General features: G+C 39.5%; 16 protein-coding genes. 3 read left to right on the forward strand and 13 right to left on the reverse strand.

Annotated features, from left to right (window positions below):
- Positions 1-79 precede the first annotated feature (79 nt).
- The 8 genes from hpsJ-A to AB0756_RS31365 all read right to left on the reverse strand — a co-directional run bounded on the left by hpsJ-A (position 80) and on the right by AB0756_RS31365 (position 6,746).
- On the reverse strand, positions 80-796 hold the full coding sequence (gene hpsJ-A, locus AB0756_RS31330) for an HpsJ-like protein, cyanoexosortase A-associated (protein ID WP_038082565.1): 717 nt from the start codon (positions 794-796) through the stop codon (positions 80-82).
- A 135-nt stretch (positions 797-931) separates the two neighbouring features.
- Positions 932-1,597 carry a cyanoexosortase A system-associated protein gene (locus AB0756_RS31335; protein ID WP_038082564.1) on the reverse strand — a complete coding sequence of 222 codons (666 nt, stop codon included), beginning with the start codon at positions 1,595-1,597 and terminating at the stop codon, positions 932-934.
- Entirely contained in the window at positions 1,594-2,460 is an 867-nt protein-coding gene (gene crtA, locus AB0756_RS31340; protein ID WP_038082563.1) for a cyanoexosortase A, read from the reverse strand. The genes AB0756_RS31335 and crtA overlap by 4 nt, the downstream gene beginning before the upstream one ends.
- A gap of 248 nt (positions 2,461-2,708) precedes the next feature.
- A complete protein-coding gene (locus AB0756_RS31345; protein WP_050046804.1) occupies positions 2,709-3,809 on the reverse strand; it encodes a PEP-CTERM sorting domain-containing protein in 1,101 nt (366 codons plus the stop codon).
- Between the two features lie 633 nt (positions 3,810-4,442).
- Positions 4,443-4,967, reverse strand: coding sequence for a hypothetical protein (locus AB0756_RS31350; RefSeq protein WP_038082562.1), 525 nt, complete (start codon positions 4,965-4,967; stop codon positions 4,443-4,445).
- A gap of 94 nt (positions 4,968-5,061) precedes the next feature.
- Positions 5,062-5,502, reverse strand: coding sequence for a hypothetical protein (locus AB0756_RS31355; protein WP_038082561.1), 441 nt, complete (start codon positions 5,500-5,502; stop codon positions 5,062-5,064).
- Between the two features lie 237 nt (positions 5,503-5,739).
- Complete coding sequence (locus AB0756_RS31360; protein ID WP_038082560.1) at positions 5,740-5,922, reverse strand: CsbD family protein; 183 nt, start codon at positions 5,920-5,922, stop codon at positions 5,740-5,742.
- A 467-nt stretch (positions 5,923-6,389) separates the two neighbouring features.
- The gene (locus tag AB0756_RS31365; RefSeq protein ID WP_038082559.1) at positions 6,390-6,746 is read right to left on the reverse strand and encodes a hypothetical protein; all 357 of its coding nucleotides are present in this window, start codon (positions 6,744-6,746) and stop codon (positions 6,390-6,392) included.
- Positions 6,747-7,201: 455 nt separating this feature from the next.
- Here AB0756_RS31365 and uvrB point away from each other — a divergent pair, with 455 nt between their 5' ends.
- Positions 7,202-9,199, forward strand: a complete 1,998-nt coding sequence (gene uvrB, locus AB0756_RS31370) for an excinuclease ABC subunit UvrB (RefSeq protein WP_038082558.1) — start codon at positions 7,202-7,204, stop codon at positions 9,197-9,199.
- Positions 9,200-9,209: 10 nt separating this feature from the next.
- Here the strand turns inward: uvrB and AB0756_RS31375 are convergent, their stop codons facing one another.
- On the reverse strand, positions 9,210-10,250 hold the full coding sequence (locus tag AB0756_RS31375) for a sensor histidine kinase (protein ID WP_038082557.1): 1,041 nt from the start codon (positions 10,248-10,250) through the stop codon (positions 9,210-9,212).
- Between the two features lie 47 nt (positions 10,251-10,297).
- A complete protein-coding gene (locus tag AB0756_RS31380; RefSeq protein WP_038082556.1) occupies positions 10,298-11,017 on the reverse strand; it encodes a response regulator in 720 nt (239 codons plus the stop codon).
- Positions 11,018-11,642: 625 nt separating this feature from the next.
- Between AB0756_RS31380 and AB0756_RS31385 the strand changes: the two genes are divergently transcribed.
- Both AB0756_RS31385 and AB0756_RS31390 read left to right on the forward strand, forming a co-directional pair.
- On the forward strand, positions 11,643-12,842 hold the full coding sequence (locus tag AB0756_RS31385) for an L-histidine N(alpha)-methyltransferase (RefSeq protein WP_038082555.1): 1,200 nt from the start codon (positions 11,643-11,645) through the stop codon (positions 12,840-12,842).
- A 45-nt stretch (positions 12,843-12,887) separates the two neighbouring features.
- Entirely contained in the window at positions 12,888-13,496 is a 609-nt protein-coding gene (locus AB0756_RS31390) for a hypothetical protein (RefSeq protein ID WP_038082554.1), read from the forward strand.
- Between the two features lie 112 nt (positions 13,497-13,608).
- Here AB0756_RS31390 and AB0756_RS31395 read toward each other — a convergent pair whose 3' ends face one another.
- From AB0756_RS31395 to AB0756_RS31405, 3 genes are all read right to left on the reverse strand, one after another.
- A complete protein-coding gene (locus tag AB0756_RS31395) occupies positions 13,609-14,475 on the reverse strand; it encodes a tetratricopeptide repeat protein (RefSeq protein ID WP_038082553.1) in 867 nt (288 codons plus the stop codon).
- Positions 14,476-14,549: 74 nt separating this feature from the next.
- A complete protein-coding gene (locus tag AB0756_RS31400; protein WP_038082552.1) occupies positions 14,550-15,308 on the reverse strand; it encodes a hypothetical protein in 759 nt (252 codons plus the stop codon).
- Between the two features lie 33 nt (positions 15,309-15,341).
- A complete protein-coding gene (locus tag AB0756_RS31405; RefSeq protein WP_038082551.1) occupies positions 15,342-16,313 on the reverse strand; it encodes a TRAFAC clade GTPase domain-containing protein in 972 nt (323 codons plus the stop codon).
- Positions 16,314-16,380 lie beyond the last annotated feature (67 nt).

Raw genomic sequence — 16,380 nt, forward strand, 5'->3', positions numbered from 1 at the left:
ACTCATTTTTTAGTCATTTCGTTCCCAGGCTCTGCCTGGGAATGCCTTAAGAGGCTCCCTCCGCCTCCTAGACGCGATTTTACCTCCTCGCCCAACCAGTCCCTTTCCAAATATTGATAAATAAAACTGCAGCAACCAAAGCTCCAAGATTCCATTTAGCAGAAGACTTAATCAAATTTAGACCTCGAAGAGATTGAACCGATTGTGCTTGATTCTTTATTTGTTGCTTGGCTTGAGATACTTGTGACAACAATTGTTTTTTCACTTCTTCAGGTTTTTTATTATCTAAAGAACGACCTTGAATCTTAAGAAATTTGTCAATTTGGTCAGGCGTGACCTGATTCAGCTGTTTTTCTAAATCTTCTGCACGAGAAATTTGCTGATTGGATGCAGTTGTAATCTGAGAAACACTTTGGTTATTGAGACGAACAGTATTAATGATTCCTAAAGGAATGAATAGGATAAATATTACTCCCAACAATAAAGTCAGCCAAGATAATGTCTTTAGAATAGAAATTTCTAACTTCGTTCTTGAATGCAACTCTCCAAAAAATACCAATACAAATCCAATTAAAGAAACAGGAACTCGCTCAACCAATGTACCTATAGTTTGAAATTCCCATCCTGGATTTAGAAAATTGGGTGGAATAAGTATTTCAATGATATCAAACAATGCCAAAACTAATAAACCGTAGCCAAGCATCCTCAAAATAGTCATGGAGCCTTGCTGACTGAAAGCAAAGTGTTGTAATTCTTGAATAGCAGAAACAGATTTGTCACTATTTGATTTAGTCATTTTCCTAGCCAAATGAAACAGAAAAATAAACAACAGTTAAGGAACCTAAGAGATTTAGAATTGGAAGACTTTATAACTTACCAGTACTTATATTTTAAGCTTTTCAATTTAGGATGTATTTGTCATTTTATATACTTATTTATCTAATAACACTTGAGTAAAGCGTGGTCGCCACCATTGATACCAAGAAAACCAAACATTCTCTAAAACTTCGTAAGCAGCTTCAGGAGAAGAATTATTTAATGGAATTGATAAATGCGCCCAAAGACAGCGCTTATGTTGTAATTGTCTCTGACCTATCAGCCAAGAAAGTATATGTTGAGGTCGCATTTCATAATGAAATCTATTTTGATTAAATTGTTCCTCAGTAAAGGTACTATTACCATATGGGTTAATACAAGCACTCAAGTATGCTCGATTCTGGTTAACCCCAAGACCGTAATACCCTATCCCTTCTTGCTGACGTAAAACAGCAGAGGATGAGATAGAAGTAAAATTCTTAAGAAACACAGGGACATTTCCCTCTGTCACATAACTCATTTCAATGTCTAGAGGTAAATTATTTTGAATATATTGATAATACTTTTGAGCCTTGAGTTCAAGATGAGATTTTTTTGAATTTGGAAAAGAGCGACTTTTGCTCAATTGCCATTGCGGTAAGGGTACTTTTTCTGGAAAAACAAAGGAGGTAAGTGTTTTCTTTTCCGGTATAGGAAGCAGGATGACTTTTACCATAACTAGTAAAACGCTACTAAAAGTTAGAGCTAAAAGCGGAGTGCGGAGTTGTTTCCAGATAATCACTGTTTCACCCCTGTAGCGTTTTGAGTTTTTGATTCACCTCGTCCAATTAAAAACCAGCAAAATAACCCGAAAAGCACGACAGCAATCATGTAAAAAACTAGAGAACCATCTCCTTCATGCCAGTATTTAAATGCTTCTTGTTGGTTTTTCGCCACTAGGATAGCCATCAGGACAACCCGTATCCCATTCACAATAAATCCAAGGGAGGCAGCTACTATAGGTGTAATGATTTTTTGCTTCCCATTTTGAGGAAACATTAACAGAAAAAGTAATGATAAGCCCAGCATCTGGAAAATTTGTTCTATTCCAGAACAACCAGACAAAACTTCTACACTTCCAGTAGGGAGATAAATGATGACTCCAGAGAGAGCAACTTGAGAACCTGTATACCAAAGCATGAAAGCTGCAAACTTGGCGGTGAGAGAAGATAGAGTACCAATCAGCGATGAAGGAACTATTTTGAATGCACCTAGAAAAAATAAAGCAATTAATTCTCCTTTATATTGCTTTAATCCTTTAAAGCCGGAAGCTAAGAGAGCAAGACTGAAGGCAATAATTAAAGGTGTAAAATATAAGAACAAACCAAAACTTGTTAAAGTTGCACTTTTTAAAAGTACCAGGCAAATCAATACTAGACTAAAAAAACTAGAAAAAATTCCACTTTCTAGATTTAACGTATGGTGTTTGTCCCAGATGAGAGAAGATATGGATATCCAGTATAAAATACAGCTACTTAACAGATTAGAATTATCCGCTTTCCAAGTTACAGTTAAGTGAATTATAATTAAACATGCTCCTATTCCTAGTAACCATAATTGAGGGTATTTTAGTTGTTGAACTGAGGTCAAAGGAATTGTTTTCATCTAGATGTAGCAGCAATTTTTTAACTTTCTCATCCCCTAGCAAAGATGGAGAATGATTAATCAGAGGTAGAGATTCACGAAAACCATTCTCAGGTGGAACCTGGGAACTAGAAGAAACCTAACTGCTTGGCAGTTATACCAATTCGCTAAAATAGGGCAACAGATGAAAATAGACTAATAATTACGCTTAACGGCGATTAATAATTATGTGTTGCTTTCATTTAGAGAATTGGTATTAGATTTTCAACTTATGCTTTTGCGTTATCTTTTTGCTGCTGGTACTTGCGGCGTAAAGCAACACCAATACTACCAGCTGCCAACGAACCCAGTATAGTTAGAGGCTCGGGAACTTCCTCTTTGGGAGGCTCGCCTACTCCTGCGAAGCCGAATGCAAAGGTGTTTGGTTCACCAGTACTAGCACCACCTGGCACATTTGCTTGCCCTAATGAGTAGACTCGATCCGCACCAACGGCTGCTAGTGCGGCTAAGGCTTGCGCTTCGTTCGGAGCTGCTCCATAGAAGATATTGAATGTACGGCTTGCTCCGGCAGCTAGTTCACCAAAACCAAAATCAAATAAAGCCCCATGGTCTGTGGGACCAGAATCAACAGCCTCCCCTGTAAATAAAATTTGGCTAGGTCCACTTAATGGATTTGGGTTAGCGAATCCATTGTCACTAGTAAAGAGGACATTTGTTGCACCGCTTGTCTTTACAGTTGAAAATTCGCTAAAAGCAGTTGGCTGAATGTCCCAATCCATAACTCGGCGGTAGCGCAAATCTCCAACAGCCTTTGTTCCAATGTTCTCAATAGTAACAGCAGCTTTATACAAAAAGGCTGTTTCTGCTACAGGTGCATAGTCGTGCGTAACTTTAAAAGTACTACCGACATTCACAACAGAAGTGGCTCTAATACCATCAGTAATAAAATCCACTACATTAATATTACTGATTCCACCAAGGTCAATGCTGGCGTAACCACTGACACCACTAACCGCATCTGCTATACCCCAGCCTTCACAAGCACATCCAGGAGAAATTCCATCGTTACCAGTTGGTAAGAAATTTATACCAATTTGAGTAGGTGAATCAATGATATGTCCTTGTGGATTAATACCTAGTTGTATAGTGCCGTTACTAACAACAGCCGCATTAGCAGCACTTACTAATCCTAGACTCAGTGGTGTACCAATACTCAACAATGTCAATGTTTTTAGACTAGCTTTGCGTATGCTTGGTTTTGAACTACCTTGATTATCACGGTCTTGTTCAATGCCAAATGTTGCTAAGATAGTATATCTCGCCTTAGAACAAGCCTTGCGTAACTTTTTTCTAACTTGAAATTGACTCATTGAAACTCACTCCCGTAAATTTAGGTAAAGGTTGATGGTAGATTTACCTGGCAGTGAGATTTTTAGCACCTTACAACAACTGCGTACAGCATCTTCTACAACAGGCAATTAAACAACCTGTTGTATCCCTTGACGAATAACGACTAAAAGACTGATAAGAGGGTCGAAGTGTCCCGCTTGCTTTCGCTTTTAAGGTGCTAGCAGTGCTTTCAGTAATACTTATTAAGTGGAATGAATTTGATACTACTCGATCGCTAGAAAAAGTCAAATATTTTTCAATTGTCTTAATCTAAAATTAATCACTCCGGTTATTTAACTAGAGCTCGCATACTACTAAAAGTCTAATAATAGCGAAATTATACAACTAATATCACTTGTTGGTTATATAAAGTTTTTGTAAATTTAACAACACTATTGCATTAATACTATCATCTGTAAAGTATTTTTTTTTACTAGTATAAAGGCTTCAGAGTCTACTGGTATTTAACAGCTTATGATTGTGATAGACCAGATAAATTAAGTTTTGTTTCTTAAGAAGCTCTACTCAAAGCATCAGAAATGCCAAATTTATTCTTTAAATAAATAATAAAAAAGGTGGGCATTACCCACCTTATATAACCCAGCAAACTACCTTTAACGGTGGTGACCGCCCAACCATTTAGCTGCAGCCAGCCCCAAAATAGCTCCCACAACAGGGTTGCTCAAAAATCTCATAATACCTGGCTGCTCTGCCAGGACTTCGCGGAAAACATCGGGATGGTTGTGATATGCAAAGGATGCTAGTTTGCTCACGTCATCAGCACTCATGCGACCTGCATGGTGAGTCGAAAGACCGAGTTGCTGTTCCAGATGTTTTTCATCTAGCCCTCTTTGTTTGAAGTGCTTGAAAAAGGCGCGGGCTACGTCATCACGTTCGTTAGGTTTAATTTGAGAAATTGCCTTTTGCAATTCAGGTTCCATTTGATTGGTAGGAATTCGGTCTGGATGCAAAGACCGACCAAACAACTGACGTCTCTGGTCTGTTGTTGTCCTTTGAGCAAAATCGTCAAAATTTTCGTACTCTGTTCCTGAAGAGGTTGAAGTATCATCAAGTGATTCAGAATCACCTTGAGCCAAATCTTTCATGATTTGACTTCTATATTGTTCGCTGCTAGTCATTGTGAAATCTCCTTATTAATTGCTAATGGCTAATGGCTAACGGCTAATGGTTGATTGTAGATATCCTTGACTATTAGCTATTAGCAATTAGCCATTAGCTATATTGAATTTGATTTGTTTGCACATCGTATTGAACAGTCAAAATTCGCTGTTTATCTGGTGCAAATACAAGAACTGTTAAATCTTGTTTTGGAAAGTTCCGATGAAAACCTTCAACGAGAGATTTTGCTAAAGAACGAACTTCATTGGGAGGAACTTGAGAGGAAATGACGACCCCAAGCTTATTGTTGTCACGCACGTAAGCATCTGAAATGAGCCCCTTCGATGCTTGGACAACCCAATTACCAAAACTTTCTCCGCCTGCAGTATTCCCTCGCTCTAATTCACCATAGGCGAGATCTCGACTCACTGTAGGCTGATGATTTGTGCGATTAACTTGGGCTACAGCACCACCCGAACAAGCAGTGGTAATTGTCAAGATTAAAATCAAAACGGAAGCTACCAAGATTCTACGGCTCTGTTGAAGCCAACCCATTTTTCTTGCCTCCAAAAAAAATTTTCAAAATTGTTCTATTGAGCAGTTTATTAAAGGCGATGCATTTAAAAAATTGGAATCACCTCGTTTCCAGGCTCAGCCTGGGAATGCCTGCTCGGGAGGCTCCGCCTCCTAATATCGCGAGGCTGAGCCTCGCCAACTGCGTTCCCAGATAGAACCTGGGAACGAGAGTGGGTAATGCGTTCACTTACCCAGCTAAATTAATGGGACAGACTACTAGTCAATCTTTCTCTTGATGTTGTCTTTTACGTCTTCAACACCATGACGTACTTCGCTTTCAGCTTGCTTTGCTTTACCTTCAGCTTTGTCTTCTGGGTCTCCAGAAATATTTCCCAACGCTTCTTGAGCTTTTCCTTCAATATTTTTAGCAGTTGCTTTTGCGCGATCTTCTATACTCATATTATCCTCCTTATTTCTTTCAAAGCTTCTTACCAACTTTGAAATTCTTTGTTATTACTCTTACAAATTAACTTAATCTTTTTCCTAAAGCCTTCCGTCACAAGATACATTAGTTGTCTAACCTAAAAGATGGAGAAAGGCATACGTTACTATTCCTGCCTTTATAAATAGTAAATTGTTAAGAAATAATTAGACAAATCGAAAAACATAATTGAAAAGGGCATTCCCCGAGCGATGCAATAGCCTGTAAGAATAGAACTTTGGGGTGATACAAACAAAACCCACATTGGTGGGCTTTTAGGGGGTTGGAGGATCGAATTAGTCTCAAAGATTGAGGGAATTGGTATAAGTTGAGTTATTTAGCCTATTGCCAGGGATCAATTTTTAGAATTCAAGAATTCATGAAAAAACTCAGTTCTTTGCAAAACCGAGTTTGGAAAATTATATGTAATATTACTTATCTTTGTCTAATCAAGAAAACCCATGAGTGTTTCAGTATCGCCAACTTCATTTGATGCTACCGGACGATTGCCCATAACGGAATAAGTTTGAGAGATAACCAGTTCGCTGGAGCCAATTGGACGAACTCCAGATAGGTTGAGAGTGTCAACAATATCAAATGTATGTGCGCCAATAGGACGCACGCCCATCACATTTCTTGTTTCTACAACTTGCAAATTACTAGCACTCACGGGACGAATACCAGAAATTGCTAGTGTGTTACGTACCTCTAATGTACCTGGAGATTCTAATGGCACTGGTTTATCACCATTCTTTTCAACTTGCTCTGTGTTCCCATTCTGCGCTTGATTATTGTCTTCCACAGTTGTTTCCCCCTTTTGCTTGGTGCGAAGTATATTTTGAACTGACTGCTTGACCAGGACGGATAGAGATTTATCTTGTGTTACCTGGAATTATTAACTTATTTTACAATACTCGGGAAATTCCAAATTTTTCCTTAACATTCCGAGTGTAGCCTTGATACTCCTGCTAGGAGTACAAATATTTTTAAAGATACACATAACTAAAATAAATTCTTAATTTATGTAAACTTATTTAACAAGATGAAAAAGTAATTGGGAGATAACTTTCTACTCAGTCAGGTGGGGAATACCTACCAATATTGAAGAGGGGGGATGGTCAACCGTACTTTACTTTTTTCATTGCGACTGTCTGAGAATTATTGATTCTCCATTCCCGGATATCCTCCGGTTCCTGTCGTACAAGTGTACTGTATTCGCTACTATAGGATGGGGTATTTTCAATCTAAAATTTATTTATGAAAGAGTTTTGTCTTCAGGCTCCCTTTCAACCAACAGGCGATCAACCACAAGCTATCACTCAACTTGTAACGAGTCTCAATGACGGGAACAGATATCAAACTCTTTTAGGTGCTACGGGAACAGGAAAAACTTTTACCGTTGCATCTGTCATCGAAAAAGTGGGGAAGCCCACCCTAGTCCTAGCTCACAACAAAACTCTAGCCGCACAACTGTGTAATGAGTTGCGCGAATTCTTTCCCAATAACGCAGTTGAGTATTTCATCAGCTATTACGATTACTACCAACCGGAAGCTTATATTCCCGTCACTGACACTTATATAGAAAAAACAGCTTCAATTAACGATGAAATTGATATGTTGCGTCACTCTGCAACGCGATCGCTCTTTGAACGTCGGGATGTGATAGTTGTTGCTTCGATTAGCTGCATCTACGGTTTGGGGATGCCTTCAGAATACTTAAAAGCTGCCATTCCTTTTCAAGTGGGTATGGAAGTTGACCAACGGGAAATACTGAAAGATTTAGTATCAGTTCAGTACGGTCGTAACGATATAGAAATTGGTCGCGGACGTTTTCGGGTTCGGGGCGATGTTTTAGAAATAGGTCCGGCTTATGAAGACCGAATCATTCGTGTCGAATTTTTTGGTGATGAGATTGACGCGATTCGTTATGTCGATCCGGTTACGGGTGAAATTCTCAAGAGTGTGGAAGCAGTGAATATTTACCCCGCACGTCACTTTGTCACCCCAGAAGAAAGGCTAGACGCGGCTTGCGATGCGATCGCCGCAGAACTCAAAGAGCAGAAAGCGCAACTAGAGGAAGCCGGAAAATTACTGGAAGCGCAACGTATAGACCAGCGTACTCGTTATGACTTAGAGATGTTACGGGAAGTCGGTTACTGCAATGGTGTAGAAAACTATTCCCGTCACCTAGCAGGACGAGAAGCAGGCGCACCCCCGGAGTGTTTAATCGATTATTTTCCTAAAGACTGGCTGTTGGTCATAGACGAATCTCACGTCACCGTACCCCAAATAAGGGGAATGTATAACGGCGACCAAGCACGAAAGCGAGTGTTAATCGAACATGGCTTTCGTCTTCCGAGTGCTGCTGATAATCGTCCGTTGAAAGCGGACGAATTTTGGACAAAGGTAGACCAGTGTATTTTTGTGTCTGCAACTCCAGGAGATTGGGAGTTAGAGATTTCTGAGTCTCATGTGGCGGAACAAATCATTAGACCAACGGGAGTGATTGACCCAGAAATCATCGTGCGTCCCACAGAAGGACAAATTGATGATTTGTTAGGTGAAATTAGAGATAGAATTGACCGCAGCGAACGAGTGCTGATTACAACGTTAACCAAGCGCATGGCAGAAGATTTAACTGAGTATTTAGAAGACAATGGTGTTCGAGTTAGATATCTGCATTCAGAGATTAATTCAATTCAGCGAATTGAGATTTTGCAGGATTTGCGTGATGGGAATTTTGATGTCTTAGTAGGTGTGAACTTGCTGCGGGAAGGTCTCGATTTACCAGAAGTTTCCCTTGTGGCAATTTTGGATGCTGACAAAGAAGGATTTTTGCGTGCAGAGCGCTCTTTGATTCAAACTATTGGTAGAGCCGCACGTCACATTCGAGGACAAGCCATTTTATATGCTGATAATCTGACCGACAGCATGAGTAAAGCTATTTCGGAAACTGAGAGGCGTCGAAGCATTCAAATCGCTTACAACGAAAAGCACGGGATTACACCCAAACCAATTGTTAAAAAATCTAAAAATGCAATTTTATCTTTTTTGGAAGTCTCAAGACGGTTGAATGCAACTGAGTTAGAAACAATCGAAGAAAACGTAAATGATTTACCGTTAGAAGAAATTCCACAGGTCATTACTCAGTTAGAAGAATTAATGAAAGAAGCAGCAAAGAAACTGGAGTTTGAAGAAGCAGCAAAGTTACGCGATCGCATTAAGCAATTGCGAGATAAATTGGTGGGAAATTAGTACAAAAGTCTTATGCTAATGGTAGAGAGAATCGAAACGTAGTACCCTTGTTGAGTTCGCTTTCTACCTGAATCTCACCTTGCTGTAATTGAACAAGACGTTGGGAGATAGCCAAACCCATTCCAGTCCCCGCAGGATGGCGTATGCGCGATCGCTCCGACCGCCAAAATCGATTAAAGACAAAGGGTAAATCTTCTGCTTTCAAGCCATGACCTGTATCGATGACTGCAATCCATAACTTGGAAGGTTCGCTCCAAACTCGTACTGTAATAGAACCTTGAAGGGTGTAGCGTACTGCATTGCCAAGTAGGTTGACCAAAATCTGTTCTACTCGTTCGGGATCGGCGCAGACGAGGGGAGGATTGGGGGGACACTCCAAACGCAACTCTGGACCTTCTTCTAAAAGCTGATCCGAGAATCTTTGAATGAGAGAGCGCAGTAGTGGATGTATGTCAAAAACTTGAAGATGAATCGGTAAATACCCCGCTTCAGCTTTAGAAAGTTCTTGCGTATCGTTAACCAACCGATGCAATCGAGTTGTTTCTCTAGTTAACCTTTGAAACACTTCTGCTGAAGGTTCAATTGTCCCATCTGCCAAACCCTCCAAATAACCTTCTAAGATTGTCAGAGGTGTCCGCAGTTCGTGAGTTAAGTCTCCTACAAGTTCTCGACGACGCTGTTCCACACCTTCAAGGTGCGACGCCATTCGATTAAAGCTAATAGCAAGGCGATTTAACTCGGGAATTTCCGTTTCAGGTACGCGTGCTGTCAGCTCTCCCTGTCCTAACTCGTGGGTAATTTTTTCCATCTCAACAAGAGGTTTGAGGATGTGCTTGGCGATTACGTAACTCATACCACTTGCAACAGTCACACTTGTAAGAAATAACCACCAAGCTCCCCACATTGAAGTTTCTTGAAATTCCTCAACTAGCTCGTAGCGAATTTTACCAATATCAAACCCTCGCCCTTCAAGACGTTGTAAGTGCAAATCAAAAATATGGAATGAGAATAACTTACTAACAATGACTAAAGAACTTAGTCCAGCTAGCATCACAAGTATATGAGAAAATAGCAATCGATATCGCAAGCTCAGTTTAGTCACAATTTGTCTTGAACAAGGGGGTCTTCAAATTTATAACCGACTCCAATCACAGTTTTGACAAAGGTTGGATTGGCGGGATCGGGTTCTATCTTTTTCCTGAGTCGTGCGACATGAGTATCAACAACCCGTTCATCCCCATAAAAGTCACTACCCCAAAGTTTATCAATTAATTGAGTTCGATTCCAAACCCGACCGGGATAACTCATAAATGTTCCAAGTAGTTCAAATTCCAAAGCTGTAAGATCTAAGGGAGATGTTTGATTGGTATTTAGAACTCGACTAGCTAAACGCTGCTCCAAATTAATTATAAAATTTTGACTGCGGTAAATTTGACTTTGTTTGCCATGACGTAGTGTCCGTCTTAACAGAGCTCGCACGCGAGCTACGAGTTCCTTGGGGCTGAAGGGCTTGACTACATAGTCATCAGCTCCTGTCGATAGCCCGATAACGCGATCGTGTTCTTCCCCCTTTGCTGTCAGCATGAGGATGTAGGGATCTTTAGAGATTGGCTGCTGTCGAATACGCGCACAGACCTCCAATCCGTCCAAATGTGGAATCATCAAATCTAAAATAATTAGGTCGGGTGTTTGCTCTTGAAACGCTTGAATTGCACTCGTTCCATCTCGACAGTGATGGCAAGAAAATCCTTCCTTTTCTAAATAAAGCTGGATCAATTGAGCAATCTCAAATTCATCTTCAACAATCAAAATCTCCATAACTTCCGATGTGGTTCTGTTTATCTAAGCGTCATCACTAGTAAAACACGTTTCTTTAAGAACTGGCGTCAGATAATAGACGGCTTTACAAGGAGTTTACTGATTTTTGAATAAACTTGTTGAATTTGTCATAGCTTTGCCACAAAATCTACACGCTTTTGCTACAAGAAACTTAGAGTTTATATGTATGTAAATACCATTTTATCTGAGAAAAAATACTGTTCTTTAAAAAACCGATATCTGGGAAATACTGGGTTTCTTTATTTTCTAAACCATTAAGGATTGCTAGAAAAGCCGAGAAAATTCAAAAAACTTTAATTCAAGTGGCTGAATAGACCTTGTGTAGTAGGACTAAGAGCCGTTACCTATTGTCTCATGCTTCCGCTACTTTCCTCCCTCTTTCTGATGTGGTCTGGGTACGATAACAATACTGCTAGTGCAAGAAACTCAACAGTTATTGTCCCTTGTTGTGACAAACACCGGATGCAGGGGGATGCACCTGCGTACAGGGCAGGAACAAAAGGCAAAACTTGTGTAGTACTCAGTACGATAAAGTCAAAACCTGAAAAGATTAAGTACCGTTTGAACAAACAACAAGATTTATCGTAATAACGGTAGTATAAAAATGTATATTACCGAAGTACATATTGTTGACTATTTGAGGCTTAATATGGAATCTTTAAATTTCATGAAGCTATTAGAAAATTCCATCAATGAACCGGGCTTGGGATGGACTCTGTGTTTTATAGGAGAAGATCAGTCAAAGAAGCTTGCAGAACTGACACAGGAATTGAGAGGAGAATTTTCTGAAACAGGTGATGGTAAAGAAATTTTATCTGGTTTTTCGTACTGGGGGATAGGTCCAACAATAGCTTGGAATAACGCTTGCCATGATAGATTTTACCTTGTCATGAAAGAGAGTATAGAGTCATTTAGATATCGATGGTCTCAACTCTATGCCAATAGAATAGGAGATCGGAAATATCATTACGTTAGTTTGGGCGTTGGTACGGGAGAAAAAGATAAAAGCATTTTAAGTTTATTACTTAATTCCAACCCCGACCTAATTTACTTTCCCGTTGATATGAGTTCGGAAATGTTGAGACTGGGCGTTCAACAAGCAATCCAAGAAACAAAATTAAAAGGAAACCATGTGTTCCCCATTCAAATCGACTTTTCAATTGAAAGAAATGTCAGTGAATTGCGGAAACTCTTTGATGATATTCTAAAAGATACTCCTATTATATTTTCATTACTTGGCAATACATTAGCAAACTTTCAACGAGATACAGAGCTTCTACAAACTCTTTCTCAAATCATGCGACCTGATGATAGATTTCTTATAGAAGTAGCGACAACTGAAGAATTAAATGAAGAAGCTGCTCAAAAGGCAACTAAAGAGTACGAGAGCGCTAAGTCTTTTAGAGAATTTGTCACTAGTGCATTACTTCAAAATACCGATTTACATATTGACCTAAACAGTGTCTCCTTTGATGGTTATATAGAGGCAGATAGAGCTATTCTGATAAAAATACTGTATCGCAACTTAACTGGAAATAAAATTGATGTGATGCTGCCAGATCGCTCAGTTATAAATTTTGAAGCTCGAGATACGATTCGTTTGCTTTTGACTCGTAAATATACTTCAACTGGCATTAATAAATGTATATCAGACAGTAACTTTATAGTGGTTGATAGCTTACATACACCCTTAGAACCTCGTTTAAAAAACGGATTTGGCATGGCTTTAATGTTACTTTCTCCTGACTCTTCAAGAATCAACAACAGTTCTCCAATAGCAAGTGATATATGGTCTAAGCGGTAAAAATTTCTCAAAAGAGCATATGTATAAATAGCAGATGATACAAGTATGAAAATATTAGTAACCTTGATTACATTTTTCCCTTTACTTCTTGGATTTATTCTAGCCACGATCTGGTGGACTAGGGAAAAAAATTTTGAGCCACTACTAACAGCTCTTGGATTATTAGCAACAATCACAGGAATTTTTGCCGAACGATGGGCAACAGCTTACGAAAAGAGGGTAGAGTTTATGCGTGCTTTACTCAATGAGTGCAGATCGAATGAGGCAATTCTATCTGATAACCGATTTAACTCAAACTCACACAAGCCCGGACGACCGGTAGTTTTTCCGCGATTAATTGTGTCAGTTACTGAAACAGCGCTCGCATCTGGTGTCTTTGCAGAGCGTAAGGATAGAGAATTATTTTCGCTCTTACACCAATGGCGGCATACTGTAAATGAGTTCAACCGAAGATTAGATATTACCGAACTGCGTGTCTTTACAAACCCATTGCCACAAGAGATCAACTCACTCTATGAGGCTCTACAGGAATCTAAAGAGTTTAATGATGCAGTAACTTTAACACGAGCCATCGAATCTATTGTATCCAGCCAATATCCAGATAAATTTAAACCGTTTGGAGCATTGCTATCAAATGTAAATAGAACAACTTAAAAAAACTAAACTATCAGAACATAATGGGAGGGTGAAAACCCCTGTGATTTATCCAGGGGATGAAATAATTTTTACATAAAACTCAAGTAGTGTTGATATGCTGGGGAAAATGTTAAGTATTCCACTCAGCTATTTTGCTTAGCAAATCTTCTACCTGTCTGTTATCTTGGAGCAGTTCCAAGTCAGGGTCAGTTTTAACAAACAATTGAAAATTTGGATTGATTTTTAAAGCTGTTTCTAGGCTTTCAATTGCTAACGCTTCGTTGCCTACTCGGGCTGCACAACAAGCCGTGTTGTAGAAGGAGTACTCATCATCTGAGTTGAATTCTGTTGCTTTTTGATATTTCTCAAGCGCTTCTTTATACCTACCTAGATATCTAAGAGTATCTCCTTGCTTGTAATAAACCCAAAATTCATCAGGGCGAAAATATTGTGCTTCATCATAACTTTTAAGTGCTTCTTCGTAGCGACTTAAATGTCTCAAAGCATCCCCCCGTCGCAACCATGACCAGTAATCGTTGGAACGTCTCGACAAAGCTTTCTCGTAATTGAAAACTGCTTCTTCAAAGCGATCTAAATGTCGTAGGGCTTCGGCTCGACGAAACCATGCCCAGAAGTCACGGGGACGGATTTCAAGTGCCTTATCAAAATTTGCGATCGCATCCTCAAACCATTCCAAATCCTCCAGTGCAATACAGCCCCGGTTATACCATCCCCAGTAATCATCAGAACGAATAGATAGTGCTCGATCGTAACTGACAATAGCCGCCACGTACTGACCTAATTCCCGTAAAGCGCTGCCTCTGTCATACCAAACCCAGTAGTTATCCGGGCTAGCTGCCAGAGCTTTATCGTAATACACGATCGCTTCTTCATAACGTTCTTGTTTGTCGAGCTGCTTACCCTGCTGATACCAGTATTTGTAGTCTTCAGAGACAAGTGAAGACATATCTGCCCCTGTCCTTAGCGCTTGACTCATCGCCAATTCTCCAAACCGTTACATACGTTACAGACAACCACACTTTCTATCTTATTTGCAGTTTGATGAATTCACTAACGGATAAACAGAAATAGAATCATAGCAACTGGAATGACAGCTATTAACAAGAGCGTAAAAACTAACGAATTGTTCTTTTGAGGCGTTTGGTTGCTGCTTGCAAGCGCTGGCTCTGACGGGTAACTTTTTTTATAAGGTTCAAGCCATCCCTCCCCCTGTACTAAATTAGATAACCCACGCCAAACATTTGCTTGTTTTAAAGCATTTGCCGATTTGATACCAGTAACGACCACAAGGGGAATGTTATTGAAGCCGTTACCTTTTGGCAAACGCCTTTCTTCTATCTCATAAGCTATATCGTTCCGTAAATACTCGGAATTTCTGCCAATTTTACTTTCCAATTTGGCATCAAAATGCCTGACTTCATCGATCTTTAAGTGGCTGATGGTATCAAAAGCAACTTCAAAACCAAACTCACCGCCAAATTGTACGGCTTTGTCAACGTCGGTATCCAACAATCCGCGTAAGGAATAAGCTGCGATCGCACGTAACTTTTGCTCGTTGGCTTCACTATCTTCACCAACCCATGCTACAGAATTACGAATTCTCCTTCCCTGAAAATCTACCCTTTCACTAGCCTCAAGACCGGTCACTAGTAATAGCAATTTATTGTCATAGCGCCCTAAAACAACAGAGGGTGATTCACTCTGAATAACATCGCTAATTCGGTATTGTCTCAAAATAGGTGGTACTTCTGGCAACCAGCAGTAATCATAGTCTTGTGAAAAACCGCGACTTTGTACGTAAATCTTCATAAGTTATACCATTTTAGATTTTAGTTTGGTTCGTTAAACTTTTAATAAATCTTCTCCTTGTAAAATGGCAAATCCATTGTTAGTTTTACATTCACTGGCAAACTGACGAATTGCTTCTTTCAGGTAATAATCTCTGCCCAATAAATCGCGAAGAAAATTAAACAAACCCCAATTCCGAGTATCTAAATGAAGTTTTAATAAAAATCTCAAGAGATACCGCAAAGGTTGCTCGCTATCGGTTGGGCTATAGGCTGCATCATGACTGGTTTTCCGAAAGAGAAAATGAGGTATGTTACTCTCTATCTCTACTCTCGAAAAAACGACGCTTCCCACGGTTTGTACGGGGGTGACAACAACTGCTACTTTGGTTAGTAATGCTGATGCATTAAACAAATCTATTAATTTTGCATATCCTTCTTTAATACGTATTAATAGCTCTTGCGCCGTTTTTTCATCTTTTAAATACTTCTCACATTTTACAGGTGCAAAAATAACCAATCTTGGTGATTCTAAATCTTGATAAGCTATTTTAAATAAGTCAGTCATTTGTTGCACTCTATTAATTTGCTCGTGCCACTTTCCTTTTTGTTCCATTAAAGCAGGTGCATCTATAGCAATTAATACGGCAACACATTCTGTCAGCATTTTCTTAACAAATTGCTTTTTTTCAGGAGTGGCTTTGGCAGCATGGTAACCTCCTGGATAATCCTGAAAGTGAAGTTCTAAGGAGGGCTTTTTACCTTTTTTTCCCAAACCAAACACAAAAGACCGAAGATGTTCGGGTTCTCCTTCTGTTCCTCTGACTCCTCCTCTTGGTTCAAAATCATTCAGCAGACTTTTGAGTTCCATTAAACGTTCTTGCAAAATTGCCGAACTTTCTTCGTCAGGTGTTAGTTGTAAATCTGTTTTACCAATCGTATTTTCAAATTGTTCGTAGAGAGCAGTTAAAAGAGTGGTTTTACCTACGCCACTCGGTCCCAACATTGTGATTTTCAGTTCGTCCATTGATATTTCCTGACATTGTGATTGCAAAAATTGCAAAAAATCTATTAAGATACCTAACTTCTCAAAA

The sequence above is a fragment of the Tolypothrix campylonemoides VB511288_2 genome (assembly GCF_045999855.1).
GTDB classification, from domain to species: Bacteria; Cyanobacteriota; Cyanobacteriia; order Cyanobacteriales; family Nostocaceae; genus Scytonema; species Scytonema bouteillei_A.

What these genes read in the sequence shown, in the direction of transcription:
- hpsJ-A (WP_038082565.1), bottom strand. Translation starts at nt 796, where the DNA reads ATGACTAAATCAAATAGTGACAAATCTGTTTCTGCTATTCAAGAATTA.
- crtA (WP_038082563.1), bottom strand. Translation starts at nt 2,460, where the DNA reads ATGAAAACAATTCCTTTGACCTCAGTTCAACAACTAAAATACCCTCAA.
- AB0756_RS31345 (WP_050046804.1), bottom strand. Translation starts at nt 3,809, where the DNA reads ATGAGTCAATTTCAAGTTAGAAAAAAGTTACGCAAGGCTTGTTCTAAG.
- AB0756_RS31350 (WP_038082562.1), bottom strand. Translation starts at nt 4,967, where the DNA reads ATGACTAGCAGCGAACAATATAGAAGTCAAATCATGAAAGATTTGGCT.
- AB0756_RS31355 (WP_038082561.1), bottom strand. Translation starts at nt 5,502, where the DNA reads ATGGGTTGGCTTCAACAGAGCCGTAGAATCTTGGTAGCTTCCGTTTTG.
- AB0756_RS31360 (WP_038082560.1), bottom strand. Translation starts at nt 5,922, where the DNA reads ATGAGTATAGAAGATCGCGCAAAAGCAACTGCTAAAAATATTGAAGGA.
- uvrB (WP_038082558.1), top strand. Translation starts at nt 7,202, where the DNA reads ATGAAAGAGTTTTGTCTTCAGGCTCCCTTTCAACCAACAGGCGATCAA.
- AB0756_RS31375 (WP_038082557.1), bottom strand. Translation starts at nt 10,250, where the DNA reads ATGCTAGCTGGACTAAGTTCTTTAGTCATTGTTAGTAAGTTATTCTCA.
- AB0756_RS31380 (WP_038082556.1), bottom strand. Translation starts at nt 11,017, where the DNA reads ATGGAGATTTTGATTGTTGAAGATGAATTTGAGATTGCTCAATTGATC.
- AB0756_RS31385 (WP_038082555.1), top strand. Translation starts at nt 11,643, where the DNA reads ATGTATATTACCGAAGTACATATTGTTGACTATTTGAGGCTTAATATG.
- AB0756_RS31390 (WP_038082554.1), top strand. Translation starts at nt 12,888, where the DNA reads ATGAAAATATTAGTAACCTTGATTACATTTTTCCCTTTACTTCTTGGA.
- AB0756_RS31395 (WP_038082553.1), bottom strand. Translation starts at nt 14,475, where the DNA reads ATGAGTCAAGCGCTAAGGACAGGGGCAGATATGTCTTCACTTGTCTCT.
- AB0756_RS31400 (WP_038082552.1), bottom strand. Translation starts at nt 15,308, where the DNA reads ATGAAGATTTACGTACAAAGTCGCGGTTTTTCACAAGACTATGATTAC.
- AB0756_RS31405 (WP_038082551.1), bottom strand. Translation starts at nt 16,313, where the DNA reads ATGGACGAACTGAAAATCACAATGTTGGGACCGAGTGGCGTAGGTAAA.